This is a genomic window from Citrobacter tructae (assembly GCF_004684345.1).
In the GTDB taxonomy this organism is placed as follows: Bacteria; Pseudomonadota; Gammaproteobacteria; order Enterobacterales; family Enterobacteriaceae; genus Citrobacter; species Citrobacter tructae.
The window spans coordinates 3,287,047-3,312,971 of the sequence record NZ_CP038469.1 but is presented as its reverse complement, the minus strand read 5'-3'; the positions used below and the strand labels follow the sequence as shown (position 1 = coordinate 3,312,971).

Here is a 25,925-nt window from a genome sequence, read left to right as displayed (position 1 = left end):
TATCTCTTCTTTAAGAAAAGGCCGATGCGTTCGGCCTTTTTATTTTGCGTAGTACCTCGCAGGAAATTCCTTTTAAACTGGACGTTTATACAGCACAATTCTATTTTGTGCGGGTAAGTCGTTGCTGTAAGGGGGCGTAGTGGATATTTCGATAATGATAAGTGCCGTCGTGGCGTTAGCTGCAGGGCTGCTCGTGGGCTGGCTGGCGACAAAAGCGCGAGCCGATCAAATCCGCGCAGATCTTATCGAAGAACGGCGTGAACTGGATATTGCGCTAAGCGCCGCTCGTCAACAGCTGGCGCAGGAAGCCCATTGGCGTGAAGAGTGCGAGCTACTCAACAACGAACTCCGCAGCCTGCACAGCATTAACACCTCTCTGGAGGCCGATCTCCGGGAGGTCACTACACGGCTCGAAGCGACGCAACAGCATGCTGAAGAGAAAATCCGTCAGATGATCAACAGCGAACAGCGCCTGAGCGAACAGTTTGAAAATCTGGCGAACCGTATTTTTGAGCACAGCAATCGTCGTGTCGATGAGCAAAATCGCCAAAGCCTGAATAGCCTGCTTACACCATTGCGTGAACAGCTGGACGGTTTTCGCCGTCAGGTGCAGGATAGCTTTGGCAAAGAGGCGCAAGAACGTCATACCCTGGCGCACGAAATTCGTAACCTCCAGCAACTGAACGCGCAGATGGCGCAGGAAGCGGTTAATCTGACGCGGGCATTAAAAGGTGATAACAAAACCCAGGGTAATTGGGGAGAAGTCGTTCTCACGCGGGTACTGGAGGCTTCTGGTCTGCGTGAAGGTTATGAGTATGAAACCCAGGTTAGTATAGAAAATGACGCCCGTTCGCGAATGCAGCCGGACGTTATTGTACGATTACCTCAGGGCAAAGATGTGGTGATTGACGCCAAAATGACGCTGGTTGCCTATGAGCGCTATTTTAATGCAGAGGATGACTACACTCGTGAAAGCGCGTTGCAGGAGCACATCGCCTCGGTGCGTAACCATATTCGTTTACTGGGCCGTAAAGACTACCAACAGCTTCCGGGGTTACGTACGCTTGATTATGTTCTGATGTTTATCCCCGTTGAGCCCGCTTTTCTGCTGGCACTGGACAGACAGCCCGAACTGATTACAGAAGCGCTCAGAAATAACATTATGCTGGTGAGTCCCACCACGTTGTTAGTGGCATTGCGTACTATCGCTAATCTGTGGCGCTATGAGCATCAGAGCCGTAATGCGCAACAAATTGCGGACCGGGCCAGCAAGCTTTATGACAAGATGCGATTGTTTGTCGATGATATGTCGGCGATTGGCCAGAGTTTGGACAAGGCGCAGGATAACTATCGTCAGGCGATGAAAAAGCTCTCTTCGGGGCGTGGAAACGTCCTGGCGCAGGCAGAAGCGTTCCGTGGATTAGGCGTGGAAATTAAGCGCGAGATTAATCCTGAACTGGTTGAACAAGCCACGACCCAGGATGAAGAGTTTCGCTTACGTTCGGTCCCGGAGGCGCAACAAGACGAGACTTACCCCGATGAAGAGGCGGTAAATCAGCAATCAAACTAGCCCGTTTGGGGTAGTGGAACCCGGCAGAAGGGTAGGGCAAATTGCCCCAATCTGTTACACTTCTCGAACATTTTTTGGATGAGCAGGCACTGAGATGGTGGATAATTCACAAGAAACGACGCACTTTGGCTTTCAGACCGTCGCTAAAGAGCAGAAAGCTGACATGGTGGCCCACGTTTTTCATTCTGTGGCGTCTAAATATGACGTTATGAATGACTTAATGTCATTTGGCATTCATCGTTTGTGGAAGCGCTTCACCATTGACTGCAGTGGCGTGCGTCGCGGACAAACTGTCCTGGATTTAGCCGGCGGTACGGGTGATCTGACGGCGAAGTTTTCTCGCATGGTGGGTGAAACCGGGAAAGTTGTTCTGGCGGACATCAATGACTCAATGCTCAAAATGGGTCGCGAAAAGCTGCGCAACATTGGCGTAATTGGCAACGTCGAGTACGTCCAGGCGAATGCGGAAGCACTGCCGTTCCCGGACAATACTTTTGACTGCATTACCATTTCGTTCGGCCTGCGTAACGTTACGGATAAAGACAAAGCACTGCGTTCCATGTATCGCGTGCTGAAGCCCGGCGGACGTTTACTGGTACTGGAATTCTCCAAGCCGATTATTGAACCGCTGAGCAAAGCGTATGACGCATATTCTTTCCATATTCTGCCGCGTATTGGTTCGATGGTGGCAAGTGATGCAGATAGTTACCGCTATCTGGCGGAGTCCATCCGCATGCATCCCGATCAGGACACGTTAAAAGCAATGATGCAAAATGCCGGGTTTGAAAGCGTTGATTACTACAACCTGACGGCGGGTGTTGTTGCGTTGCATCGTGGTTACAAGTTCTGACAGGAGATCGGGGATGCCTTTTAAACCCTTAGTGACCGCAGGCGTTGAAAATCTGCTCAACACCTTTCTGTATCGTTCACCAGCGCTGAAATCGGCCAGAACGCGTTTGCAGAGCAAGGTGCTGCGTGTAGATCTCAAAGGATTTTCGACACCGCTAGTCCTGGTGTTTAGTGAGCGCCAGGTTGATGTACTGGGGGCATGGGAAGGCGAAGCTGATTGTACCGTGATCACACATGCCAGCGTGTTACCAAAATTGCGCGACCGGCAGCAGCTCACGACGCTTATTCGCAGCGGTGAACTGGAAGTGCAGGGCGATATTCAGGTGGTGCAGAACTTTGTTGCGCTGGCTGACCTGGCGGAGTTCGATCCCGCAGAGTTGTTAGCACCCTATACCGGCGATATCGTTGCTGAAGGGGTTAGCAAAGCCTTGCGTGGCGGGGCTAAGTTTTTATGCCACACCCTTCAACGTCAGCAGCGTTACGTCGCCGAAGCGATTACCGAAGAGTGGCGTATGGCTCCAGGTCAGCTTGAAGTTGCATGGTTTGCCGAAGAAACCGCTGCCGTTGAACGTGCGGTCGAATCTCTGGCCAAACGGCTGGAAAAACTGGAGGCCAAATGACGCCAGGTGAAGTACGGCGCCTTTATTTCATCATTCGCACTTTCTTAAGCTACGGCCTTGATGAACTCATCCCTAAAATGCGTATTACGCTGCCACTTCGGTTGTGGCGTTACACATTGTTTTGGATGCCCAACCGACATAAAGAAAAACCGCTGGGAGAGAGGCTGAGACTGGCGTTGCAGGAGCTGGGACCAGTGTGGATCAAGTTTGGTCAAATGCTATCCACTCGTCGTGACCTTTTTCCTCCGCACATCGCCGATCAGCTAGCACTGTTGCAGGATCGGGTGGCCCCATTCGATGGACAACGCGCAAAACAACAAATCGAAGAAGCCATGGGTGGGCTCCCCGTTGAAGAATGGTTTGATGATTTTGACATCACGCCGCTGGCATCCGCGTCTGTTGCACAGGTACACACTGCGCGACTGAAATCGAACGGCAAAGAGGTGGTGATCAAGGTCATTCGCCCGGACATTTTGCCGGTCATCAGAGCGGATTTAAAACTGATCTACCGCCTTGCTCGTTGGGTGCCTCGTTTGCTGCCAGATGGCCGCCGCCTGCGGCCAACGGAAGTGGTCCGTGAATATGAAAAAACGCTGATCGATGAGCTGAATTTGCTGCGCGAATCGGCGAACGCGATCCAACTGCGACGTAATTTTGAAGACAGCCCGATGCTGTACATCCCGGAAGTGTATTCAGACTACTGCAGCCAGAACATGATGGTGATGGAGCGTATTTACGGTATCCCTGTTTCGGATGTGACCGCGCTTGAGAAGAACGGCACCAACATGCAGCTGTTGGCTGAGCGTGGCGTACAGGTCTTCTTTACCCAGGTATTCCGCGACAGCTTTTTCCATGCGGACATGCACCCTGGTAATATTTTCGTCAGCTATGAACACCCTGAAAACCCGAAATACATTGGCATTGATTGCGGGATTGTTGGCTCGTTAAATAAAGAAGATAAGCGTTACTTGGCCGAAAACTTTATCGCGTTCTTTAATCGCGACTACCGCAAGGTTGCCGAGCTGCACGTGGATTCAGGCTGGGTTCCGCCGGACACCAATGTTGAAGAGTTTGAATTCGCTATTCGTACCGTGTGTGAGCCGATATTTGAAAAACCGCTGTCGGAGATTTCATTTGGTCACGTGCTGTTGAATCTGTTTAACACCGCACGTCGATTTAATATGGAAGTGCAGCCTCAACTGGTGCTGTTACAGAAGACATTGCTGTATGTCGAGGGGGTCGGACGACAGCTGTATCCGCAGTTAGATTTGTGGAAAACGGCCAAGCCATTTCTTGAGTCGTGGATTAAAGATCAGGTCGGTATTCCTGCGCTTGTCAGGGCCTTTAAAGAAAAAGCACCGTTCTGGGTCGAAAAAATGCCAGAAATACCTGAACTTGTGTATGACAGTTTGCGCCAGGGCAAATATTTACAACACAGTGTTGATAAGATTGCGCGCGAGCTTCAGGCGAATCATGTTCGTCAGGGACAATCCCGTTATTTATTGGGTATTGGCGCAACGCTGCTGTTAAGTGGGACATTCCTGCTGGTAAGCCGTCCTGAGTGGGGGCTGATGCCCGCCTGGCTAATGGCGGGCGGCGTTATTGCCTGGTTGATAGGCTGGCGCAAAATGCGCTGAATTTTTCATCGCTCAACGCAGGTCGTGTAACGTATACTACGGTCTTATTAATTCATCATCTATGACAGAGGAACATGTATGGGTGGTATCAGTATCTGGCAGTTGTTGATCATTGCCGTTATCGTTGTACTGCTATTCGGCACCAAGAAACTCGGCTCCATCGGTTCCGACCTTGGCGCGTCTATTAAAGGTTTCAAAAAAGCGATGGGTGATGATGAGCCCAAGCAAGATAAAACCAGCCAGGATGCTGATTTTACTGCTAAATCAATTACCGATAAGCAGGGCGAAGTGAAAAAAGAAGACGCCAAAAGCCACGATAAAGAGCAGGTATAATCCGTGTTTGATATCGGTTTTAGCGAACTGTTATTGGTGTTCGTGATCGGCCTCATCGTCTTGGGGCCACAACGATTGCCGGTAGCGGTAAAAACGGTCGCGGGTTGGGTTCGCGCGTTGCGCTCCCTTGCAACAACGGTGCAGAATGAACTGACCCAGGAGCTTAAGCTCCAGGAGTTTCAGGACAGCCTGAAGAAGGTTGAGAAAGCGAGCCTGACAAATCTGACGCCGGAGCTGAAAGCATCGATGGATGAGCTGCGTGAAGCTGCGGAGTCGATGAAGCGTTCTTACAGTGTTAACGACGCTGAAAAAGCGAGCGATGAAGCACACACCATCCATAATCCGGTGGTGAAAGACAGCGAAACACAGCACGAGGGTGTCACCCCGGCTACCGCTGCAGCGCAGGCAAGCTCACCGGAGCAAAAACCGCAATCCACGGGTGTTAATTCGCCGGAACCGACGGAAACCGCTTCCGTAACGTTGATGGACGCAGAAAAGAAATCCGCCGCGCCTGTTGTCGAATCCTCCCCTTCGTCGAGTGATAAACCGTAAACATGGCTGTAGAAGATACCCAACCGCTCATCACGCATCTTATTGAGCTGCGTAAGCGACTCCTGAACTGCATTATCGCGGTAATCGTGATCTTTCTGGCGTTGGTTTACTTTGCCAACGACATTTATCATATGGTTGCGGCACCGCTGATCAAGCAAATGCCGCAGGGTGCGACGATGATTGCCACAGATGTGGCCTCGCCGTTCTTTACCCCGATAAAACTCACCTTCATGGTGTCGCTGATTCTGTCAGCGCCAGTGATCCTGTACCAGGTATGGGCATTTATTGCGCCTGCTTTATACAAGCATGAACGCCGTCTTGTTGTGCCGCTGCTGGTCTCAAGTTCGCTGCTGTTCTATATCGGTATGGCGTTCGCTTACTTTGTCGTCTTCCCGCTGGCGTTTGGTTTCCTTGCCAATACGGCCCCGCAGGGCGTACAGGTCTCGACGGATATTGCCAGCTACCTGAGCTTCGTGATGGCACTATTTATGGCCTTTGGCGTCTCTTTCGAGGTCCCCGTTGCCATTGTGCTGCTGTGCTGGATGGGCATTACGACACCTGACGAGTTACGTAAAAAACGCCCTTATGTTGTGGTGGGCGCATTTGTCGTGGGGATGTTACTGACCCCGCCAGATGTCTTCTCGCAAACGCTGTTGGCAATACCGATGTACTGCCTGTTTGAAGTCGGTGTTTTCTTCTCTCGTTTCTATGTCGGTAAGCGACGTACGCGAGACGAAGATAACGAGGCTGAGAACGAAAAAGCTGAAGCCGCCGATAAAACCGAAGAATAAATGCAACCGCCCGTAAGGGCGGTTGCCATATGGGAGGAAGCATGTTTGATATTGGCGTTAATTTAACCAGTACGCAATTTGCAAAAGACAGGGATGACGTGGTGGCCCGCGCTTTTGCAGCCGGTGTGAACGGCATGCTTTTGACCGGAACTAACCTGCACGAAAGTCAGCAGGCGTTAAAACTGGCTCAGCATTATCCGCATTGCTGGTCTACGGCGGGTGTCCACCCGCATGATAGTAGCCAGTGGCAATCCTCAACCGAAGAGGCGATTGTGGCGCTGGCAAACCAGTCAGAGGTGGTTGCCATTGGTGAATGTGGCCTGGATTTCAATCGTAATTTCTCCACTCCGCAGGAACAGGAGCGAGCGTTTGAGGCGCAACTGCGCATAGCCGCTGAGCTGCAGATGCCAGTATTCATGCACTGTCGCGATGCGCACGACCGTTTTCTGGCATTGCTCGATCCTTGGCTGGACAGTCTCCCAGGCGCAGTGTTGCACTGCTTTACTGGTTCACGGCAGGAGATGCAGGAATGTGTGGACAGAGGGCTGTATATTGGCATCACCGGATGGGTCTGCGATGAACGTCGGGGGATGGAACTGCGGGAGCTGTTGCCGTTTATCCCGGTGGAAAGGCTATTGATCGAAACCGATGCCCCTTATTTACTCCCCCGCGATTTAACACCGAAACCGGCTTCACGGCGTAATGAGCCTGCGCACTTACCGCACATTCTTGAGCGTATTGCTCACTGGCGCGGGGAAGATCCTCAGCGCCTGGCAGCAGCAATCGACGCCAATGTCAGAACGCTATTCGAAGTCACTTTCTGAAACGGGTTTAAAGTTTTCGAAAACCGGTGTTTTTCACGCTCTGCTTAACCTCTTTATTCAACAGGTTGAGCAGAAGCATGGAGCGTGCCTCGCCATCAGGTTCGGTGAAAATCGCCTTCAACCCTTCAAATGCACCTTCGGTGATAATCACGCTATCTCCTGGGTGCGGGGTTTCCGGGTCAACAATCCCCTCCGGCTTGTAGATAGAAAGCTGGTGAATAACGGAAGACGGAACTGTTGCCGGTGTTGCACCAAAGCGGACGAAATGGCTGACGCCACGTGTGGCATTGATGGTGGTGGTGTGGATCACTTCCGGGTCGAATTCGACAAACATGTAGTTAGGGAAAAGCGGTTCACTGACTGTAGTTCGTTTTCCACGCACTATTTTTTCTAGGGTGATCATGGGTGTCAGGCAGCTCACCGCCTGCCTTTCAAGGTGTTCCTGGGCACGCTGAAGTTGCCCGCGTTTGCAGTACAGTAAATACCAGGCTTGCATAATAACTCTTATCCGCTTGTTCTGAGCGCAAGCATAGCAAAAGCCATGCGCTAAGTTAATTATACACTTCACCCTTCAAGCAGCCCTGTGTTGGCTGCCAGAGTTCACGCTAATTTAACAAAAATACAGCATCACAATGATGAACGCCGTATAATGAAGCGCTTATGAAGAGGCCATAATGGACGCCATGAAATATAACGATTTACGCGACTTCCTGACGCAGCTTGAACAGCAGGGTGAGCTCAAACGCATTGCGCTTCCAGTCGATCCACATCTGGAAATGACTGAAATTGCCGATCGCACGCTGCGTGCGGGCGGACCCGCGTTGCTGTTTGAGAACCCTAAAGGCTTTTCGATGCCAGTACTGTGCAACCTGTTTGGAACGCCAAAGCGTGTTGCGATGGGGATGGGGCAAGAAGATGTCTCGGCGCTAAGGGAAGTGGGTAAGCTATTGGCGTTTTTGAAAGAGCCGGAGCCGCCAAAAGGGTTCCGCGATCTGTTTGATAAGCTGCCGCAGTTCAAGCAGGTTTTGAATATGCCGACCAAGCGGCTGCGCGGTGCGCCTTGTCAGCAAAAAATCGCGTCAAGCGATGACGTCGATCTCAACCGTATTCCAATCATGACCTGCTGGCCGGAAGATGCAGCCCCGCTAATCACGTGGGGACTCACCGTGACGCGCGGCCCGCATAAAGAGCGGCAGAATCTGGGTATCTACCGTCAGCAGTTGATCGGCAAAAACAAGCTCATCATGCGCTGGCTTTCCCATCGTGGCGGCGCGCTTGATTATCAGGAGTGGTGTGCAGCCCATCCTGGTGAGCGTTTTCCAGTTGCCGTAGCGCTGGGGGCCGATCCGGCAACGATTTTGGGCGCGGTGACGCCAGTACCTGACACGTTATCGGAGTACGCTTTTGCCGGACTGCTGCGCGGTACCAAGACTGAAGTGGTTAAATGTATCTCCAACGATCTCGAGGTCCCCGCCAGCGCAGAGATTGTGCTGGAAGGGTATATCGAACCAGGGGAGTTGGCACCGGAAGGCCCGTATGGCGACCATACGGGTTACTACAATGAGGTGGATAGCTTCCCGGTCTTCACCGTCACGCATGTTACCCAGCGTGAAGATGCAATTTATCACTCTACCTACACCGGGCGTCCACCCGATGAACCTGCGGTGCTCGGCGTGGCGCTGAACGAAGTGTTCGTGCCGATTCTGCAAAAGCAGTTCCCGGAAATCGTCGATTTTTACCTGCCTCCGGAAGGCTGCTCGTATCGACTGGCGGTTGTCACGATCAAAAAACAGTACGCGGGCCATGCCAAACGCGTCATGATGGGCGTTTGGTCGTTTTTACGTCAGTTTATGTACACCAAATTTGTTATTGTCTGCGATGATGATGTCAATGCACGTGACTGGAATGATGTGATTTGGGCTATTACCACGCGTATGGACCCGGCCAGGGATACGGTGCTGGTAGAGAATACGCCGATTGATTACCTGGATTTTGCCTCGCCGATCTCCGGCCTTGGTTCAAAAATGGGACTGGATGCCACAAATAAATGGCCGGGTGAGACCCAACGTGAATGGGGACGTCCGATTAAAAAAGATCCTGAAGTGACCGCGCGCATTGACGCAATTTGGGATGAACTAGCCATCTTTAATGACGGCAAAAGCGCCTGAGGCGCGATCGTTTTGCCTATTGATCCGACAGAGAGAGCGCATGACAACCTTAAGCTGTAAAGTGACCTCGGTAGAAGCTATCACTGACACCGTATATCGCGTCCGTTTAGTGCCAGACGCGGCGTTTTCCTTTCGTGCTGGTCAGTATTTGATGGTCGTGATGGACGAACGGGATAAGCGTCCGTTCTCCATGGCATCAACGCCGGATGAGCACGGATTCATTGAGCTGCACGTGGGCGCCTCTGAGCTTAATCTATATGCCATGGCCGTCATGGACCGAATTCTCCAGGATCGGGAAATCAACGTTGATATCCCGCACGGCGAAGCCTGGCTGCGTGACGATGAAGACCGTCCGCTGATCCTGATTGCTGGCGGTACCGGCTTCTCTTATGTGCGCTCGATTTTGCTGACAGCGCTGGCGCGTAATCCAAATCGTGACATTACGATTTACTGGGGCGGGCGTGAAGAGAAGCATCTCTACGATCTCTCTGAGCTGGAAGCTCTGTCTGTTAATCACCCTAACCTGCGGGTTGAGCCAGTGGTTGAACAGCCTGAAGCGGGCTGGCGTGGTCGTACGGGGACCGTATTAACGGCTGTATTGCAGGATCACGGCACGCTGGCGGAGCACGATATCTACATTGCCGGACGTTTTGAAATGGCGAAAATTGCACGTGATCTGTTCTGCAACGAACGCAGTGCACGTGAAGACCGTCTGTTTGGCGACGCGTTCGCGTTTATTTGAGCAATAAAAAACCCGCCCCTGACAGGCGGGAAAAACGGCAACTAAACCTTTCTCCGTCATAATTCACACTGACTCTTTGTTGGCTGCCTTCGCTCACCCCGGTCACATAGTTATCTATGCTCCCGGGGACTCGCTCAGTTGCCGCCGCGATGCAGCGCGAATTATTTAGGGGAATTTATCTTTGATTAAACTCGCTCAAATACCGTGGCGATACCCTGACCCAACCCGATACACATCGTCGCCAGACCAAACTGCACGTCTTTGCGCTCCATCAGGTTTAGTAAGGTCGTGCTGATACGCGCACCAGAACATCCTAGTGGATGACCCAGGGCGATCGCACCGCCGTTGAGGTTGATCTTCTCGTCAATCTGTTCCATCAATCCCAGATCTTTAATGCACGGCAGGATCTGTGCAGCAAAGGCTTCGTTCATCTCAAACAAACCGATGTCACTGACAGAAAGCCCGGCTTTTTTCAGCGCCAGCTTTGAGGCCGGAACCGGGCCGTAACCCATGATTGACGGATCGCAGCCGACTACCGCCATCGAGCGGATGCGCGCGCGCGGCGTTAGGCCTAGTTCGCGGGCGCGACTCTCGCTCATCACCAACATGGCGGCAGCGCCATCGGAGAGAGCGGAAGAGGTACCGGCAGTGACTGTACCGCTAACCGGATCGAATGCCGGGCGCAGGGTGGACAGCGCGTCGACGGTGGTTTCCGGGCGGATAACTTCGTCGTAGTTAAACTGTTTCAATACGCCGTCGGCATCATGACCACCGGTCGGGATGATTTCGTTTTTAAACGCGCCAGACTGCGTGGCGGCCCAGGCGCGAGCGTGTGAACGTGCGGCGAAGGCATCCTGCATTTCACGGCTGATACCGTGCATGCGGGAGAGCATTTCCGCCGTCAGGCCCATCATGCCCGCGGCTTTTGCCACGTTGCGGCTCATACCAGGATGAAAATCAACGCCGTGGCTCATCGGTACGTGGCCCATATGTTCTACGCCGCCAATCAGGCAAGCCTGTGCGTCGCCGGTCATTATCATACGTGCAGCGTCGTGCAGCGCCTGCATTGATGAACCGCACAAACGGTTGACGGTTACGGCCGGGACGGAGTGCGGGACTTCCGCCAACAGTGCGGCGTTACGGGCAATATTGAATCCTTGTTCCAGCGTCTGCTGCACACAACCCCAGTAAATATCATCGAGAGCTGCTGGCTCAAGCGCTGGATTACGTGCCAGCAGGCTACGCATCAAATGTGCGGAGAGATCTTCTGCTCGCACGTGGCGAAACGCTCCCCCTTTCGAACGGCCCATCGGGGTACGGATCGCATCAACAATTACAACCTGTTCCATTGTGACTCCTTAAGCCGTTTTCAGGTCGCCAACCGGGCGGGCAGGCTCAACCGGGGGGTAGTACGGTTCGTTATGACGCGCTTTATTACGCAATCCTTCAGGCACATCATACAGCGGGCCGAGGTGCTGGTATTGCAGCGCCATATCGAGGTATTTCGCGCTGCCGAGCGTATCCAGCCAGCGGAACGCGCCGCCGTGGAACGGAGGGAAGCCAAGGCCGTAAACTAGTGCCATATCGGCTTCAGCCGGACTGGCGATAATGCCTTCTTCCAGGCAGCGCACCACTTCATTGACCATCGGGATCATCATGCGGGCGATAATCTCGTCATCGGTGAAATCACGCTTCGGCTGACTGACTTCTGCCAGCAGGCCATCAACGGCAGCATCCTCTTCTTTTTTCGGCTTGCCTTTGCTGTCCTCTTTATAACGCCAGAATCCGAGACCATTTTTCTGTCCAAAGCGGCTGGCGTCGAACAGTGCGTCAATCGCGTCGCGATAATCTTTCTGCATCCGCTGTGGGAAGCCTGCGGACATCACCGCCTGCGCGTGATGTGCGGTATCAATACCGACCACATCCAGCAGATAGGCCGGGCCCATTGGCCAGCCAAACTGTTTCTCCATCACTTTATCGATTTTGCGGAAGTCTGCGCCATCGCGCAGAAGCTGACTAAAACCTGCAAAGTAAGGGAACAGCACGCGGTTAACAAAGAAGCCGGGGCAGTCGTTGACCACAATTGGCGTCTTGCCCATTTTGCTGGCCCAGGCGACAACCTTGGCGATAGTTTCATCCGAACTTTTCTCGCCGCGAATGATCTCAACCAACGGCATACGGTGCACCGGGTTAAAGAAGTGCATCCCGCAGAAATTTTCCGGGCGTTTTAGCACACTGGCCAGCTCGCTGATTGGGATCGTCGAGGTGTTCGACGCCAGAACAGCATCCGGACGTACTTTATCTTCGGTCTCTGCCAGCACCGCTTTTTTCACTTTCGGATTTTCAACAACCGCTTCTACCACCACGTCTACGCGTTCAAAGCCGGTGTAGTCGAGGGTAGGGTGGATGGTGGAAATCACGCCTGCCATTTTCAGACCGTCAATCTTGCCGCGCTCAAGCTGTTTATTCAGCAGCTTGGCCGCTTCGGTCATGCCCAGCGTCAGTGATTTTTCATTGATGTCTTTCATGATAACCGGCACGCCTTTCCAGGCTGACTGGTAAGCGATTCCGCCGCCCATAATGCCTGCGCCCAGTACAGCAGCCTGCTTTGGTGTCTCAATATCTTTCGTCAGTTTTTTCGCTTTTGCTTTGACGAACTGATCGTTGAGGAAAATACCAACTAACGCGCGGGCCTCAGCGGTGTGAGCCAACGGAACAAAACTGTTGTTTTCCAGATTCAGCGCTTCTTCACGACCAAAGCGGGCGGCGGCTTCAATGGTTTTTACTGCGGTGATCGGCGCCGGGTAATGTTTACCCGCAGTCTGCGCGACCATGCCTTTGGCGATGGTAAAGCTCATTGCAGCTTCAATTTTGCTGAGCTTCAGCGGCTCCAGCTTCGGTTGGCGTTTGGCCTTCCAGTCGAGGTCACCGTTGATTGCCTGACGTAATACCGCTATTGCGCCATTGAGCAGTTTATCCTGCTTCACGATGCCATCAACCAGACCGATTTTCAGTGCCTGCTCGGCACCGACATCTTTACCTGCGGCAATGATTTCTAATGCGCTGTCCGCTCCGAGCATGCGTGGCATACGCACGGAGCCGCCAAAGCCCGGCATAATGCCCAGCTTGGTTTCCGGCAAGCCGATGCGTAGGTCTGGGGTTGCCAGGCGGTAGTCGGTCGCCAGTACGCACTCGCAGCCGCCGCCCAACGCATAGCCGTTTACCGCAGACAGGGTTGGGACAGGCAGATCTTCCAGGCGATTAAAGACGCTATTGGCAAAGTGCAGCCACTGGCTTAGTTGTTCTTCAGGAACGAGGAACAGCGAAAGGAATTCGGTGATATCAGCACCGACAATAAAGGCCGCTTTGTTAGAACGCAGCAGCAGCCCTTTTAAATCGTGTTGTTTTTCCAGCACATCAAGCGCATGGCCAAGGCTGGCTACGGTTGCCGTGTCGAGTTTATTGACCGAGCCAGGGGCATCGAACACCAGTTCGGCGATGCCATCTTCCAGCCAGTCGAGGTACAGGGTGTCGCCTTTGTAAAGCATGTCAGTCTCCTGAATCCGCAAGGTGATCTGGTCATACCAGATGAATCGAAGTGTGTATTTTGTGTTAATAAAATGCAAATGAATGATTAAAGAAATGACGGGCCGATCACGCTCGGTAGAAATCACGCAGTCACAGGACGATGTGCTAAGATGCGGAAACTTGAGGTCAAAAAAACAGAAGGGTAAATAATGGAATCACTGGCCGCACTCTATAAAAATCATATTGTTACCTTACAGGAACGCGCGCGCGATGCGCTGACGCGCTTTAAGCTGGATGCGTTACTTATTCACTCCGGTGAGCTGGTTAACGTTTTTCTTGACGACCATCCGTATCCGTTCAAGGTCAATCCGCAGTTTAAAGCCTGGGTACCCGTCACGCAGGTTCCTAACTGCTGGTTGCTGGTGGATGGCGTGAATAAGCCGAAACTGTGGTTCTACCTGCCTGTTGATTACTGGCACAACGTTGAACCGCTGCCGACTTCTTTCTGGACCGAAGAAGTTGAAATCATTGCACTGCCAAAGGCCGACGGGATTGGTAGCCAACTTCCTGCCGCACGCGGCAATATTGGGTACATCGGCCCGGTTCCGGAACGTGCGCTGCAGCTGGACATCGCGGCCAGCAACATCAACCCGAAAGATGTGATCGACTATCTTCATTATTACCGCTCTTATAAAACCGATTACGAGCTGGCCTGTATGCGTGAGGCGCAGAAAATGGCGGTAAGCGGACACCGTGCGGCGGAAGAAGCGTTCCGTTCCGGAATGAGCGAGTTCGATATCAACCTGGCTTATCTGACCGCTACGGGCCATCGTGATACCGACGTGCCTTACAGTAACATCGTCGCGCTTAACGAACATGCCTCCGTGCTGCATTACACCAAGCTGGATCATCAGCCACCGTCAGAAATCCGCAGCTTCCTGCTGGACGCCGGGGCAGAATATAACGGTTATGCGGCAGACCTGACGCGGACCTGGTCGGCGAAAAGCGACAACGATTATGCGCAGCTGGTGAAAGATGTTAACGAAGAAGAACTGGCGCTGATTGCCACTATGAAAGCGGGTGCCAACTATGTGGATTATCACATCCAGTTCCATCAGCGCATTGCTAAGTTGCTACGCAAACATCAAATCATTACAGGCATGAGTGAAGAGGCGATGGTGGAAAACGATCTGACTGGGCCGTTTATGCCGCACGGTATTGGTCACCCGCTGGGCTTGCAGGTTCATGATGTTGCCGGTTTTATGCAGGATGACAGCGGTACGCATCTCGCTGCGCCGTCGAAGTATCCATACCTGCGCTGCACGCGCGTGCTGCAACCGGGCATGGTCCTGACCATCGAGCCGGGCATTTACTTTATCGAATCACTGTTAGCGCCGTGGCGTGAAGGGCAGTTCAGCAAACACTTCAACTGGCAGAAAATTGAAGCGCTGAAGCCGTTCGGTGGTATTCGAATTGAAGATAACGTGGTTATCCACGAGAACCATATCGAAAATATGACCCGGGATTTGAAACTGGCGTAATGGACAGTTGGTTAATCCCTGCGGCGCCGGTTAGTGTCGTTGAAGAGATCAAAAAAAGCCGCTTCATTACGCTGCTCGCCCACACGGATGGCGTAGAGGCGGCGAAAGCTTTTGTTGAGTCAGTCAGAGCGGAACACCCGGACGCCCGCCACCATTGCGTGGCGTGGGTGGCGGGTGCGCCGGATGATTCGCAACAGCTGGGCTTTTCGGACGACGGTGAACCGGCGGGTACGGCAGGTAAACCGATGCTTGCCCAGCTAATGGGCAGTGGCGTCGGCGAGATTACCGCCGTGGTGGTGCGCTACTACGGCGGTATTCTTCTCGGCACTGGCGGGCTGGTAAAAGCCTATGGCGGTGGTGTGAGTCAGGCGCTGCGGCAATTAACGACGCAGCGCAAGACGCCGTTAACCGAATATACTTTGCAGTGTGAGTACGGCCAACTGGCAGGTATTGAGGCATTGTTGGGGCAGTTCGACGGTAAAATCGTTTCCAGTGATTACCAGGCATTCGTTCAGCTACGGGTAGCGCTTCCTTACGCGAAAGTGGATGAATTTTCAGCAAAACTGGCGGATTTTAGTCGAGGTTCATTGCAATTGTTAGCGATTGAAGAATAATCCCCACCTCATTTTAAAGAACTAAGGAAGCGGCAGAGATGCATTTTCGCGCCATTACCCGAATCGTTGGACTACTGGTCATCTTATTCTCGGGGACAATGATCATCCCCGGACTGGTAGCGCTTATCTACCGTGATGGGGCGGGTCGTGCATTTACGCAAACTTTCTTTGTTGCGCTGGCGATTGGCTCCATGCTGTGGTGGCCGAACCGTAAGGAAAAGGGTGAGCTGAAATCCCGAGAAGGCTTTCTTATCGTGGTCTTGTTCTGGACCGTGCTGGGCAGCGTGGGTGCGCTACCGTTTATCTTTGCGGAAAGTCCTAATCTGACGATCACCGATGCGTTTTTCGAATCCTTCTCCGGCTTAACCACCACAGGTGCAACCACGCTGGTGGGGCTGGATTCACTGCCACATGCAATTCTCTTTTATCGCCAAATGCTGCAATGGTTTGGTGGTATGGGGATCATCGTACTGGCGGTGGCTATTCTGCCGATTCTTGGCGTTGGTGGGATGCAGCTCTATCGGGCAGAAATGCCCGGGCCGCTGAAAGACAATAAAATGCGTCCGCGTATTGCTGAAACGGCGAAAACCCTGTGGCTTATCTATGTATTGCTGACGGTGGCCTGCGCGCTGGCGCTGTGGTTTGCCGGCATGCCCGCGTTTGACGCTATTGGTCACAGCTTTGCCACCATTGCTATCGGCGGCTTTTCAACGCACGACGCCAGCGTGGGCTATTTCGACAGCCCCACGATCAACACGATTATTGCTATTTTCTTACTGATCTCTGGGTGTAACTATGGCCTGCACTTCTCTTTATTAAGCGGGCGTAGTCTGAAGGTCTACTGGCGCGACCCGGAATTCCGTATGTTCATTGGTGTACAGTTGACGCTGGTGGTCATCTGTACGCTGGTACTGTGGATACACAATACCTATGGTTCGGCACTCACGACGATCAATCAGGCCTTCTTCCAGGTGGTGTCGATGGCGACCACTGCGGGGTTCACCACGGACAGTATTGCTCGCTGGCCGCTGTTCCTGCCGGTACTGTTGCTGTGCTCTGCCTTTATTGGTGGCTGTGCCGGGTCAACGGGCGGTGGCTTGAAGGTGATTCGTATCCTGCTGCTGTTTAAACAGGGTAACCGTGAACTGAAACGCCTAGTCCACCCGAATGCGGTTTACAGTATTAAACTGGGTAACCGTGCATTGCCGGAACGTATTCTCGAAGCGGTATGGGGATTCTTCTCGGCTTATGCGTTAGTCTTTATTATCAGTATGCTGGCGATTATCGCGACCGGTGTAGATGACTTCTCCGCTTTTGCTTCTGTTGTCGCGACGCTGAATAACCTGGGGCCTGGGCTGGGCGTGGTTGCCGATAACTTTGCCAGCATGAATCCAGTGGCGAAATGGATCCTGATTGCCAATATGCTGTTTGGTCGTCTGGAAGTCTTTACCCTGCTGGTACTCTTTACCCCTACCTTCTGGCGTGAATAATGGAGTAACACGTGAAAACACTGATTCTTTTTTCTTCCCGGGATGGACAAACGCGCGAAATTGCCGAGTATTTGGCTTCTGAACTCAAAGAGCTGGGCGTCTGGGCGGATGTTATGAATCTGCACCGCACTGAAGAACCTGACTGGAAGAACTATGACAGCGTGGTGATCGGCGCTTCGATTCGCTACGGTCACTACCATTCTGCTTTTCAGGAGTTTGTGAAAAAGAACGCTACGCGGCTGAACTCGATGCCGAGCGCGTTCTTCTCCGTTAACCTGGTTGCCCGTAAGCCAGAAAAACGTACCCCGCAAACCAACAGCTATGCACGCAAGTTTCTGATGAGTTCGCCGTGGCGCCCAGACCGTAGCGCAGTAATCGCCGGAGCGCTGCTTTATCCTCGTTATCGTTGGTATGACCGCGTCATGATCCAACTGATTATGAAGATGTCAGGTGGTGAAACGGATACGAATAAAGAAGTGGTGTACACCGACTGGGAACAGGTTGCAGGTTTTGCCCGGGAAATAGCCCAATTAACCAACAAAGCGTCGCTAAAATAAACGCAAAGAATAAAAAATACGCACTTGGAAAATTATTTTAAATTTCCGCTTGTCAGTCTGAAATAACTCCCTATAATGCGCCTCCACTGACACGGAACAACGGATTACACGCCGCCGGGTCAGCGGGGTTCCACTGAGAACCTTGCAGAGAAAAGCAGAAATAATTGCTTGACTCTGAATGAGGAAAACGTATTATACGGGACCTCGCAACGGTGAGCGAAAGCCGCGTTGCACTGCTCTTTAACAATTTATCAGACAATCTGTGTGGGCACTCGAAGATACGGATTCTTAACGTCGCAAGACGAAAAATGAATACCAAGTCTCTGAGTGAACATACGTAATTCATTACGAAGTTTAATTCACGAGCATCAAACTTAAATTGAAGAGTTTGATCATGGCTCAGATTGAACGCTGGCGGCAGGCCTAACACATGCAAGTCGAACGGTAGCACAGAGGAGCTTGCTCCTTGGGTGACGAGTGGCGGACGGGTGAGTAATGTCTGGGAAACTGCCCGATGGAGGGGGATAACTACTGGAAACGGTAGCTAATACCGCATAACGTCGCAAGACCAAAGAGGGGGACCTTCGGGCCTCTTGCCATCGGATGTGCCCAGATGGGATTAGCTAGTAGGTGGGGTAACGGCTCACCTAGGCGACGATCCCTAGCTGGTCTGAGAGGATGACCAGCCACACTGGAACTGAGACACGGTCCAGACTCCTACGGGAGGCAGCAGTGGGGAATATTGCACAATGGGCGCAAGCCTGATGCAGCCATGCCGCGTGTATGAAGAAGGCCTTCGGGTTGTAAAGTACTTTCAGCGAGGAGGAAGGTGTTGTGGTTAATAACCGCAGCAATTGACGTTACTCGCAGAAGAAGCACCGGCTAACTCCGTGCCAGCAGCCGCGGTAATACGGAGGGTGCAAGCGTTAATCGGAATTACTGGGCGTAAAGCGCACGCAGGCGGTCTGTCAAGTCGGATGTGAAATCCCCGGGCTCAACCTGGGAACTGCATCCGAAACTGGCAGGCTAGAGTCTTGTAGAGGGGGGTAGAATTCCAGGTGTAGCGGTGAAATGCGTAGAGATCTGGAGGAATACCGGTGGCGAAGGCGGCCCCCTGGACAAAGACTGACGCTCAGGTGCGAAAGCGTGGGGAGCAAACAGGATTAGATACCCTGGTAGTCCACGCCGTAAACGATGTCGACTTGGAGGTTGTTCCCTTGAGGAGTGGCTTCCGGAGCTAACGCGTTAAGTCGACCGCCTGGGGAGTACGGCCGCAAGGTTAAAACTCAAATGAATTGACGGGGGCCCGCACAAGCGGTGGAGCATGTGGTTTAATTCGATGCAACGCGAAGAACCTTACCTACTCTTGACATCCAGAGAACTTAGCAGAGATGCTTTGGTGCCTTCGGGAACTCTGAGACAGGTGCTGCATGGCTGTCGTCAGCTCGTGTTGTGAAATGTTGGGTTAAGTCCCGCAACGAGCGCAACCCTTATCCTTTGTTGCCAGCGGTTCGGCCGGGAACTCAAAGGAGACTGCCAGTGATAAACTGGAGGAAGGTGGGGATGACGTCAAGTCATCATGGCCCTTACGAGTAGGGCTACACACGTGCTACAATGGCATATACAAAGAGAAGCGACCTCGCGAGAGCAAGCGGACCTCATAAAGTATGTCGTAGTCCGGATTGGAGTCTGCAACTCGACTCCATGAAGTCGGAATCGCTAGTAATCGTAGATCAGAATGCTACGGTGAATACGTTCCCGGGCCTTGTACACACCGCCCGTCACACCATGGGAGTGGGTTGCAAAAGAAGTAGGTAGCTTAACCTTCGGGAGGGCGCTTACCACTTTGTGATTCATGACTGGGGTGAAGTCGTAACAAGGTAACCGTAGGGGAACCTGCGGTTGGATCACCTCCTTACCTTAAAGAAACGTTCTTTGTAGTGCTCACACAGATTGTCTGATGAAAAATTAGCAGTAAAAATCTCTGCAGGCTTGTAGCTCAGGTGGTTAGAGCGCACCCCTGATAAGGGTGAGGTCGGTGGTTCAAGTCCACTCAGGCCTACCAAAATCCTTTCATAAAGGATGAGCGGTACAGAGAACAGTTTTACGATGGGGTTATAGCTCAGCTGGGAGAGCGCCTGCCTTGCACGCAGGAGGTCTGCGGTTCGATCCCGCATAGCTCCACCATCCTTTACTGCAAAAACACAAGAAAACTTCAGAGTGTACCTGAAAAGGTTCACTGCGAAGTTTTGCTCTTTAAAAATCTGGATCAAGCTGAAAATTGAAACGATACACTGTGTCTGTTCTCCGTAATAAGAACAGATAAGCGGTGTGTTCGAGTCTCTCAAATTTTCGCAAGTCGAAATGTTTTACGAAACATCTTCGGGTTGTGAGGTTAAGCGACTAAGCGTACACGGTGGATGCCCTGGCAGTCAGAGGCGATGAAGGACGTGCTAATCTGCGATAAGCGTCGGTAAGGTGATATGAACCGTTATAGCCGGCGATTTCCGAATGGGGAAACCCAGTGCAATTCGTTGCACTATCGTTAAGTAAATACATAGCTTAACGAAGCGAACCGGGGGAACTGAAACATCTAAGTACCCCGAGGAAAAGAAATCAACCGAGATTCCCCCAGTAGCGGCGAGCGAACGGGGAGCAGCCCAGAGTCTGAATCAGCATATGTGGTAGTGGAACGGTCTGGAAAGTCCGACGGTACAGGGTGATAGTCCCGTACACAAAATCACACATGCTGTGAACTCGAAGAGTAGGGCGGGACACGTGGTATCCTGTCTGAATATGGGGGGACCATCCTCCAAGGCTAAATACTCCTGACTGACCGATAGTGAACCAGTACCGTGAGGGAAAGGCGAAAAGAACCCCGGCGAGGGGAGTGAAAAAGAACCTGAAACCGTGTACGTACAAGCAGTGGGAGCCTTGATTTATCAGGGTGACTGCGTACCTTTTGTATAATGGGTCAGCGACTTATATTCTGTAGCAAGGTTAACCGTATAGGGGAGCCGAAGGGAAACCGAGTCTTAACTGGGCGTTAAGTTGCAGGGTATAGACCCGAAACCCGGTGATCTAGCCATGGGCAGGTTGAAGGTTGGGTAACACTAACTGGAGGACCGAACCGACTAATGTTGAAAAATTAGCGGATGACTTGTGGCTGGGGGTGAAAGGCCAATCAAACCGGGAGATAGCTGGTTCTCCCCGAAAGCTATTTAGGTAGCGCCTCGTGAACTCATCTTCGGGGGTAGAGCACTGTTTCGGCTAGGGGGTCATCCCGACTTACCAACCCGATGCAAACTACGAATACCGAAGAATGTTATCACGGGAGACACACGGCGGGTGCTAACGTCCGTCGTGAAGAGGGAAACAACCCAGACCGCCAGCTAAGGTCCCAAAGTCACAGTTAAGTGGGAAACGATGTGGGAAGGCACAGACAGCCAGGATGTTGGCTTAGAAGCAGCCATCATTTAAAGAAAGCGTAATAGCTCACTGGTCGAGTCGGCCTGCGCGGAAGATGTAACGGGGCTAAACTGTGCACCGAAGCTGCGGCAGCGACACTATGTGTTGTTGGGTAGGGGAGCGTTCTGTAAGCCGTTGAAGGTGGCCTGTGAGGGTTGCTGGAGGTATCAGAAGTGCGAATGCTGACATAAGTAACGATAATGCGGGTGAAAAACCCGCACGCCGGAAGACCAAGGGTTCCTGTCCAACGTTAATCGGGGCAGGGTGAGTCGACCCCTAAGGCGAGGCCGAAAGGCGTAGTCGATGGGAAACAGGTTAATATTCCTGTACTTGGTGTTACTGCGAAGGGGGGACGGAGAAGGCTATGTTAGCCGGGCGACGGTTGTCCCGGTTTAAGCATGTAGGCGGAGAGTTTAGGTAAATCCGGACTCTTATTAAACGCTGAGGTGTGATGACGAGGCACTACGGTGCTGAAGTAACAAATGCCCTGCTTCCAGGAAAAGCCTCTAAGCATCAGGTAACACAAAATCGTACCCCAAACCGACACAGGTGGTCAGGTAGAGAATACCAAGGCGCTTGAGAGAACTCGGGTGAAGGAACTAGGCAAAATGGTGCCGTAACTTCGGGAGAAGGCACGCTGATACCAGGTGAAGCGACTTGCTCGTGGAGCTGAAATCAGTCGAAGATACCAGCTGGCTGCAACTGTTTATTAAAAACACAGCACTGTGCAAACACGAAAGTGGACGTATACGGTGTGACGCCTGCCCGGTGCCGGAAGGTTAATTGATGGGGTTATCCGTAAGGAGAAGCTCTTGATCGAAGCCCCGGTAAACGGCGGCCGTAACTATAACGGTCCTAAGGTAGCGAAATTCCTTGTCGGGTAAGTTCCGACCTGCACGAATGGCGTAATGATGGCCAGGCTGTCTCCACCCGAGACTCAGTGAAATTGAACTCGCTGTGAAGATGCAGTGTACCCGCGGCAAGACGGAAAGACCCCGTGAACCTTTACTATAGCTTGACACTGAACACTGGTCCTTGATGTGTAGGATAGGTGGGAGGCTTTGAAGTGTGGACGCCAGTCTGCATGGAGCCAACCTTGAAATACCACCCTTTAATGGCTGGTGTTCTAACGTAGACCCGTGATCCGGGTTGCGGACAGTGTCTGGTGGGTAGTTTGACTGGGGCGGTCTCCTCCTAAAGAGTAACGGAGGAGCACGAAGGTTAGCTAATCCTGGTCGGACATCAGGAGGTTAGTGCAAAGGCATAAGCTAGCTTGACTGCGAGAGTGACGGCTCGAGCAGGTGCGAAAGCAGGTCTTAGTGATCCGGTGGTTCTGAATGGAAGGGCCATCGCTCAACGGATAAAAGGTACTCCGGGGATAACAGGCTGATACCGCCCAAGAGTTCATATCGACGGCGGTGTTTGGCACCTCGATGTCGGCTCATCACATCCTGGGGCTGAAGTAGGTCCCAAGGGTATGGCTGTTCGCCATTTAAAGTGGTACGCGAGCTGGGTTTAGAACGTCGTGAGACAGTTCGGTCCCTATCTGCCGTGGGCGCTGGAGAATTGAGGGGGGCTGCTCCTAGTACGAGAGGACCGGAGTGGACGCATCACTGGTGTTCGGGTTGTCATGCCAATGGCATTGCCCGGTAGCTAAATGCGGAAAAGATAAGTGCTGAAAGCATCTAAGCACGAAACTTGCCCCGAGATGAGTTCTCCCTGACTCCTTGAGAGTCCTGAAGGAACGTTGAAGACTACGACGTTGATAGGTCGGGTGTGTAAGTGTAGCGATACATTGAGCTAACCGATACTAATGAACCGTGAGGCTTAACCTTACAACGCCAAAGGTGTTTTGGTGAAGAGACAGATTTTCAGCCTGATACAGATAACATCAGAACGCAAAAGCGGTCTGATAAACAGAATTTGCCTGGCGGCTGTAGCGCGGTGGTCCCACCTGACCCCATGCCGAACTCAGAAGTGAAACGCCGTAGCGCCGATGGTAGTGTGGGGTCTCCCCATGCGAGAGTAGGGAACTGCCAGGCATCAAACGAGTGAAGAAGCCCATCCTGACGGATGGGCTTTTTTGCGTCTGTATTTTGGGAGAATTTATAGGTGGTGGCGGTGTAAACGTCTTATCCGGCCTACGGTTATCGTCCTACCCACTGCGTCACAAAATTTGCAATTTGCTGTATATCATTGATATCTAACAGTGGGATATCCATAGTCAGCGGAACATCACTGGCAACCGCGATAACATACTCATCCATCACCAACTCTTCAGGAGCATGCTCGCAACCCTCGCGAAAAAGCAGGATCTTCGCGACAGGTTCGTGTTTAAAACCCTCCACCAGTACCAAATCCAACGTTGAAGCATCCATTCGGCTCACCAGGTATGCTAAATCCAGATCGGGCTGTTCCGGTGTTTCCGTCATCAGCGCCCAGCGTTGCTGGCTGGCGACTAGCGTTTGTGCTGCTCCAACTTTGCGTAACTCATAGCTATCCTTGCCGGGTTTATCGACGTCCATATCGTGGTGGGTATGTTTAATTAATCCTGGGCGAATGCCTCTGGCGCACAGTTCCGGGATCAGTTTTTTGAGCAGTGTGGTTTTTCCTGTGCCGCTCCATGCGGCAATGCCGAGCAATGGGATCATGATTTATCCTGCCATCTGGCTAATTCTTCTGGCGTGTTCACGTTCACAAACGCATCTTTATATTCGCTAAAATCGACGGCGTGTCCGCCTGCCTGGTGCATAAAGACCATCACCCGTCGTTCACCTGTCTGAAGATAGTCCTGCAGCAACGGTTGCATTGATCTATTCATCAGTGCAATTGTCGGGTGATCTCGTTCCCCATCATGGACCCATACCACTGGCGCATTTTTACGTTGTTCTGCCAGCCGTGCGACCAGATTATTCGGGATATAAGGCATATCGCAGGGACAGAATAAAAACCAGTCTCCTGCCTGCTGCAAAAATACCGACAGCATTCCGGCCAGCGGGCCCGGGAAATCAGCCAATGAATCGGGGATCACTTTCAGGCCGCTTTGTTGGTAAATATCCTGATGGCGATTGGCGTTAACCACTACGGTCTCGACCTGTAAAGCGAGAGCATCGGCGACGTGCCGCCATAAAGGCTTACCGTCCAGTTCAAGCAGTCCTTTATCTGCTCCCCCCATCCGCCTGGCCTTACCGCCTGCCAGGACAACCCCTGTAATTGCACTATCCAGAATCACTGATATCGCCTCTTTTAATGTGGGATTGACCCTGCTAACGTATCTATATTAAGCGTAAGGAGCACAACCATGAAATGTAAACGTCTGAATGAAGTTATTGAACTCCTCCAGCCAGCCTGGCAGAAAGAACCCGATCTCAACCTGATGCAATTTTTACAGAAACTGGCGAAAGAGTCAGGTTTTGACGGTGAACTGGCGGATTTAACTGATGACATTCTGATCTATCACCTGAAAATGCGTGACTCAGCGAAAGATGCGGTGATCCCTGGCATTCAGAAAGATTATGAAGAAGACTTTAAAACTGCACTACTACGCGCACGTGGCGTAATTAAAGAGTAAAAGCTTGTAATCGCCGCCACCGAACGTGCTGCGAAATGATATCCTGAATCATTCGTAGTAATTTCCGGATGATGGGATGAACAACAACGCTTTTACTTTCCAGACGCTACACCCGGATACCATCATGGATGCGCTGTTTGAACAGGGGATCCGGGTGGATTCCGGGCTTACCCCGCTCAACAGCTATGAAAACCGTGTCTACCAATTCCAGGACGAAGACCGTCAACGCTTTGTCGTAAAGTTTTACCGTCCTGAGCGTTGGTCCGCCGATCAAATACAGGAAGAGCATCAGTTTGCACTGGAACTGGTGCGTGATGACGTGCCGGTTGCAGCGCCGATTGTGTTTAATGGCCAGACGTTATTGGGGCATCAGGGATTCCACTATGCAATATTTCCCAGCGTAGGGGGACGCCAGTTTGAAGCCGACAATATTGATCAAATGGAGTCGGTTGGCCGCTATCTGGGGCGTCTGCACCAAACCGGGCGTAAGCAGCCTTTCTCTTTCCGACCGACCATTGGCCTTGAAGAATACCTGATTGAACCGCGTAAACTTTTCGACAGTGCGCAGATTATTCCATCAGGGCAAAAGGCGGCTTTCCTGAAAGCAACGGATGCGCTTATCAGCGTGGTTACCGAACGCTGGCATACTCGTTTTGATCCCCTACGCCTGCACGGTGACTGTCATGCCGGAAATATTCTCTGGCGCGATGGTCCGATGTTTGTCGATTTAGATGATGCCCGCAATGGCCCGGCCATTCAGGATTTATGGATGCTGCTAAATGGTGACAAAGCTGAACAACGTATGCAGCTTGAAACCATTATCGAAGCTTATGAAGAGTTTACTGAATTCGACATTGCTGAAATAGGACTCATTGAACCTTTACGCGCCATGCGTTTAGTTTATTATCTTGCCTGGCTGATTCGACGTTGGGCTGACCCTGCGTTCCCAAAAAACTTCCCGTGGTTAACCGGAGAAGATTACTGGCACCGTCAGACTGCGACCTTTATTGAGCAGGCAAAAATTCTGCAAGAACCCCCCTTGCAATTAACGCCAATGTATTAATCGGAGA

Annotated in this window: 21 protein-coding genes, 2 tRNA genes and 3 rRNA genes; 21 read left to right on the top strand and 5 right to left on the bottom strand. The window is 52.1% G+C overall.

Going from position 1 to position 25,925, the window contains the following annotated elements; all coding sequences use genetic code 11:
* Window positions 1-139: 139 nt before the first annotated feature.
* From rmuC to tatD, 8 genes are all read left to right on the top strand, one after another.
* Window positions 140-1,570: a DNA recombination protein RmuC gene (rmuC, locus tag E4Z61_RS16550; RefSeq protein ID WP_135323712.1), complete on the top strand. Its 1,431-nt coding sequence runs from the start codon at window positions 140-142 to the stop codon at window positions 1,568-1,570.
* Between the two features lie 94 nt (window positions 1,571-1,664).
* Window positions 1,665-2,420 carry a bifunctional demethylmenaquinone methyltransferase/2-methoxy-6-polyprenyl-1,4-benzoquinol methylase UbiE gene (gene ubiE, locus E4Z61_RS16545; protein ID WP_135323711.1) on the top strand — a complete coding sequence of 252 codons (756 nt, stop codon included), beginning with the start codon at window positions 1,665-1,667 and terminating at the stop codon, window positions 2,418-2,420.
* Window positions 2,421-2,433: 13 nt separating this feature from the next.
* On the top strand, window positions 2,434-3,039 hold the full coding sequence (gene ubiJ, locus E4Z61_RS16540) for a ubiquinone biosynthesis protein UbiJ (RefSeq protein WP_135323710.1): 606 nt from the start codon (window positions 2,434-2,436) through the stop codon (window positions 3,037-3,039).
* Window positions 3,036-4,676: a ubiquinone biosynthesis regulatory protein kinase UbiB gene (gene ubiB, locus E4Z61_RS16535; RefSeq protein ID WP_135323709.1), complete on the top strand. Its 1,641-nt coding sequence runs from the start codon at window positions 3,036-3,038 to the stop codon at window positions 4,674-4,676. Before ubiJ ends, ubiB begins: the two co-directional genes overlap by 4 nt.
* A gap of 78 nt (window positions 4,677-4,754) precedes the next feature.
* The gene (gene tatA / locus E4Z61_RS16530; RefSeq protein WP_096758907.1) at window positions 4,755-5,009 is read left to right on the top strand and encodes a Sec-independent protein translocase subunit TatA; all 255 of its coding nucleotides are present in this window, start codon (window positions 4,755-4,757) and stop codon (window positions 5,007-5,009) included.
* Between the two features lie 3 nt (window positions 5,010-5,012).
* Complete coding sequence (tatB, locus tag E4Z61_RS16525; RefSeq protein WP_135323708.1) at window positions 5,013-5,561, top strand: Sec-independent protein translocase protein TatB; 549 nt, start codon at window positions 5,013-5,015, stop codon at window positions 5,559-5,561.
* Window positions 5,562-5,563: 2 nt separating this feature from the next.
* Window positions 5,564-6,352 (top strand): Sec-independent protein translocase subunit TatC, encoded by a 789-nt coding sequence (tatC, locus tag E4Z61_RS16520; protein ID WP_135323707.1) that lies wholly within the window; start codon window positions 5,564-5,566, stop codon window positions 6,350-6,352.
* 41 nt (window positions 6,353-6,393) lie between these two features.
* Window positions 6,394-7,176: a 3'-5' ssDNA/RNA exonuclease TatD gene (tatD, locus tag E4Z61_RS16515; RefSeq protein WP_135323706.1), complete on the top strand. Its 783-nt coding sequence runs from the start codon at window positions 6,394-6,396 to the stop codon at window positions 7,174-7,176.
* 7 nt (window positions 7,177-7,183) lie between these two features.
* Here the strand turns inward: tatD and rfaH are convergent, their stop codons facing one another.
* A complete protein-coding gene (gene rfaH, locus E4Z61_RS16510; protein ID WP_135323705.1) occupies window positions 7,184-7,672 on the bottom strand; it encodes a transcription/translation regulatory transformer protein RfaH in 489 nt (162 codons plus the stop codon).
* A gap of 178 nt (window positions 7,673-7,850) precedes the next feature.
* Here rfaH and ubiD point away from each other — a divergent pair, with 178 nt between their 5' ends.
* Both ubiD and fre read left to right on the top strand, forming a co-directional pair.
* Window positions 7,851-9,344, top strand: a complete 1,494-nt coding sequence (gene ubiD / locus E4Z61_RS16505; protein WP_135323704.1) for a 4-hydroxy-3-polyprenylbenzoate decarboxylase — start codon at window positions 7,851-7,853, stop codon at window positions 9,342-9,344.
* Between the two features lie 40 nt (window positions 9,345-9,384).
* The gene (fre, locus tag E4Z61_RS16500) at window positions 9,385-10,086 is read left to right on the top strand and encodes an NAD(P)H-flavin reductase (RefSeq protein WP_135323703.1); all 702 of its coding nucleotides are present in this window, start codon (window positions 9,385-9,387) and stop codon (window positions 10,084-10,086) included.
* Window positions 10,087-10,271: 185 nt separating this feature from the next.
* Here fre and fadA read toward each other — a convergent pair whose 3' ends face one another.
* On the bottom strand, window positions 10,272-11,435 hold the full coding sequence (gene fadA, locus E4Z61_RS16495) for an acetyl-CoA C-acyltransferase FadA (protein ID WP_135323702.1): 1,164 nt from the start codon (window positions 11,433-11,435) through the stop codon (window positions 10,272-10,274).
* Window positions 11,436-11,444: 9 nt separating this feature from the next.
* Complete coding sequence (gene fadB, locus E4Z61_RS16490) at window positions 11,445-13,634, bottom strand: fatty acid oxidation complex subunit alpha FadB (protein ID WP_135323701.1); 2,190 nt, start codon at window positions 13,632-13,634, stop codon at window positions 11,445-11,447.
* Between the two features lie 189 nt (window positions 13,635-13,823).
* Between fadB and pepQ the strand changes: the two genes are divergently transcribed.
* The 9 genes from pepQ to rrf all read left to right on the top strand — a co-directional run bounded on the left by pepQ (window position 13,824) and on the right by rrf (window position 23,326).
* A complete protein-coding gene (gene pepQ / locus E4Z61_RS16485) occupies window positions 13,824-15,155 on the top strand; it encodes a Xaa-Pro dipeptidase (RefSeq protein ID WP_135323700.1) in 1,332 nt (443 codons plus the stop codon).
* Window positions 15,155-15,769 (top strand): IMPACT family protein, encoded by a 615-nt coding sequence (locus tag E4Z61_RS16480; protein ID WP_135323699.1) that lies wholly within the window; start codon window positions 15,155-15,157, stop codon window positions 15,767-15,769. Before pepQ ends, E4Z61_RS16480 begins: the two co-directional genes overlap by 1 nt.
* Window positions 15,770-15,807: 38 nt before the next feature.
* The gene (gene trkH / locus E4Z61_RS16475) at window positions 15,808-17,259 is read left to right on the top strand and encodes a Trk system potassium transporter TrkH (RefSeq protein WP_047407543.1); all 1,452 of its coding nucleotides are present in this window, start codon (window positions 15,808-15,810) and stop codon (window positions 17,257-17,259) included.
* Window positions 17,260-17,270: 11 nt separating this feature from the next.
* Window positions 17,271-17,816 (top strand): menaquinone-dependent protoporphyrinogen IX dehydrogenase, encoded by a 546-nt coding sequence (gene hemG / locus E4Z61_RS16470; RefSeq protein ID WP_135323698.1) that lies wholly within the window; start codon window positions 17,271-17,273, stop codon window positions 17,814-17,816.
* A 376-nt stretch (window positions 17,817-18,192) separates the two neighbouring features.
* Window positions 18,193-19,734: ribosomal RNA gene (locus tag E4Z61_RS16460) — 16S ribosomal RNA — on the top strand.
* A gap of 70 nt (window positions 19,735-19,804) precedes the next feature.
* A tRNA-Ile gene (locus tag E4Z61_RS16455) sits at window positions 19,805-19,881 on the top strand.
* A 46-nt stretch (window positions 19,882-19,927) separates the two neighbouring features.
* Window positions 19,928-20,003 (top strand) — tRNA-Ala (locus E4Z61_RS16450).
* A 206-nt stretch (window positions 20,004-20,209) separates the two neighbouring features.
* A 23S ribosomal RNA gene (locus tag E4Z61_RS16445) occupies window positions 20,210-23,119 on the top strand.
* Between the two features lie 91 nt (window positions 23,120-23,210).
* Window positions 23,211-23,326 (top strand): 5S ribosomal RNA (rrf, locus tag E4Z61_RS16440).
* The 16S, 23S and 5S rRNA genes sit together here with 2 tRNA genes alongside, the layout of an rRNA operon.
* A gap of 105 nt (window positions 23,327-23,431) precedes the next feature.
* Here the strand turns inward: rrf and mobB are convergent.
* Both mobB and mobA read right to left on the bottom strand, forming a co-directional pair.
* On the bottom strand, window positions 23,432-23,935 hold the full coding sequence (gene mobB, locus E4Z61_RS16435; protein ID WP_135323697.1) for a molybdopterin-guanine dinucleotide biosynthesis protein MobB: 504 nt from the start codon (window positions 23,933-23,935) through the stop codon (window positions 23,432-23,434).
* A complete protein-coding gene (mobA, locus tag E4Z61_RS16430) occupies window positions 23,932-24,516 on the bottom strand; it encodes a molybdenum cofactor guanylyltransferase MobA (protein ID WP_135323696.1) in 585 nt (194 codons plus the stop codon). Before mobA ends, mobB begins: the two co-directional genes overlap by 4 nt.
* 69 nt (window positions 24,517-24,585) lie before the next feature.
* Between mobA and E4Z61_RS16425 the strand changes: the two genes are divergently transcribed.
* Both E4Z61_RS16425 and E4Z61_RS16420 read left to right on the top strand, forming a co-directional pair.
* Window positions 24,586-24,855 carry a YihD family protein gene (locus tag E4Z61_RS16425; protein ID WP_042325406.1) on the top strand — a complete coding sequence of 90 codons (270 nt, stop codon included), beginning with the start codon at window positions 24,586-24,588 and terminating at the stop codon, window positions 24,853-24,855.
* A 76-nt stretch (window positions 24,856-24,931) separates the two neighbouring features.
* A complete protein-coding gene (locus E4Z61_RS16420) occupies window positions 24,932-25,918 on the top strand; it encodes a serine/threonine protein kinase (protein ID WP_135323695.1) in 987 nt (328 codons plus the stop codon).
* The last annotated feature ends 7 nt before the right edge of the window (window positions 25,919-25,925 follow it).

Excerpts from the sequence above, each read along its gene's own strand:
- ubiE (WP_135323711.1), top strand. The coding sequence starts at position 1,665 with ATGGTGGATAATTCACAAGAAACGACGCACTTTGGCTTTCAGACCGTC.
- ubiJ (WP_135323710.1), top strand. The coding sequence starts at position 2,434 with ATGCCTTTTAAACCCTTAGTGACCGCAGGCGTTGAAAATCTGCTCAAC.
- ubiB (WP_135323709.1), top strand. The coding sequence starts at position 3,036 with ATGACGCCAGGTGAAGTACGGCGCCTTTATTTCATCATTCGCACTTTC.
- tatA (WP_096758907.1), top strand. The coding sequence starts at position 4,755 with ATGGGTGGTATCAGTATCTGGCAGTTGTTGATCATTGCCGTTATCGTT.
- tatC (WP_135323707.1), top strand. The coding sequence starts at position 5,564 with ATGGCTGTAGAAGATACCCAACCGCTCATCACGCATCTTATTGAGCTG.
- tatD (WP_135323706.1), top strand. The coding sequence starts at position 6,394 with ATGTTTGATATTGGCGTTAATTTAACCAGTACGCAATTTGCAAAAGAC.
- rfaH (WP_135323705.1), bottom strand. The coding sequence starts at position 7,672 with ATGCAAGCCTGGTATTTACTGTACTGCAAACGCGGGCAACTTCAGCGT.
- ubiD (WP_135323704.1), top strand. The coding sequence starts at position 7,851 with ATGGACGCCATGAAATATAACGATTTACGCGACTTCCTGACGCAGCTT.
- fre (WP_135323703.1), top strand. The coding sequence starts at position 9,385 with ATGACAACCTTAAGCTGTAAAGTGACCTCGGTAGAAGCTATCACTGAC.
- fadA (WP_135323702.1), bottom strand. The coding sequence starts at position 11,435 with ATGGAACAGGTTGTAATTGTTGATGCGATCCGTACCCCGATGGGCCGT.
- fadB (WP_135323701.1), bottom strand. The coding sequence starts at position 13,634 with ATGCTTTACAAAGGCGACACCCTGTACCTCGACTGGCTGGAAGATGGC.
- pepQ (WP_135323700.1), top strand. The coding sequence starts at position 13,824 with ATGGAATCACTGGCCGCACTCTATAAAAATCATATTGTTACCTTACAG.
- E4Z61_RS16480 (WP_135323699.1), top strand. The coding sequence starts at position 15,155 with ATGGACAGTTGGTTAATCCCTGCGGCGCCGGTTAGTGTCGTTGAAGAG.
- trkH (WP_047407543.1), top strand. The coding sequence starts at position 15,808 with ATGCATTTTCGCGCCATTACCCGAATCGTTGGACTACTGGTCATCTTA.
- mobB (WP_135323697.1), bottom strand. The coding sequence starts at position 23,935 with ATGATCCCATTGCTCGGCATTGCCGCATGGAGCGGCACAGGAAAAACC.
- E4Z61_RS16425 (WP_042325406.1), top strand. The coding sequence starts at position 24,586 with ATGAAATGTAAACGTCTGAATGAAGTTATTGAACTCCTCCAGCCAGCC.
- E4Z61_RS16420 (WP_135323695.1), top strand. The coding sequence starts at position 24,932 with ATGAACAACAACGCTTTTACTTTCCAGACGCTACACCCGGATACCATC.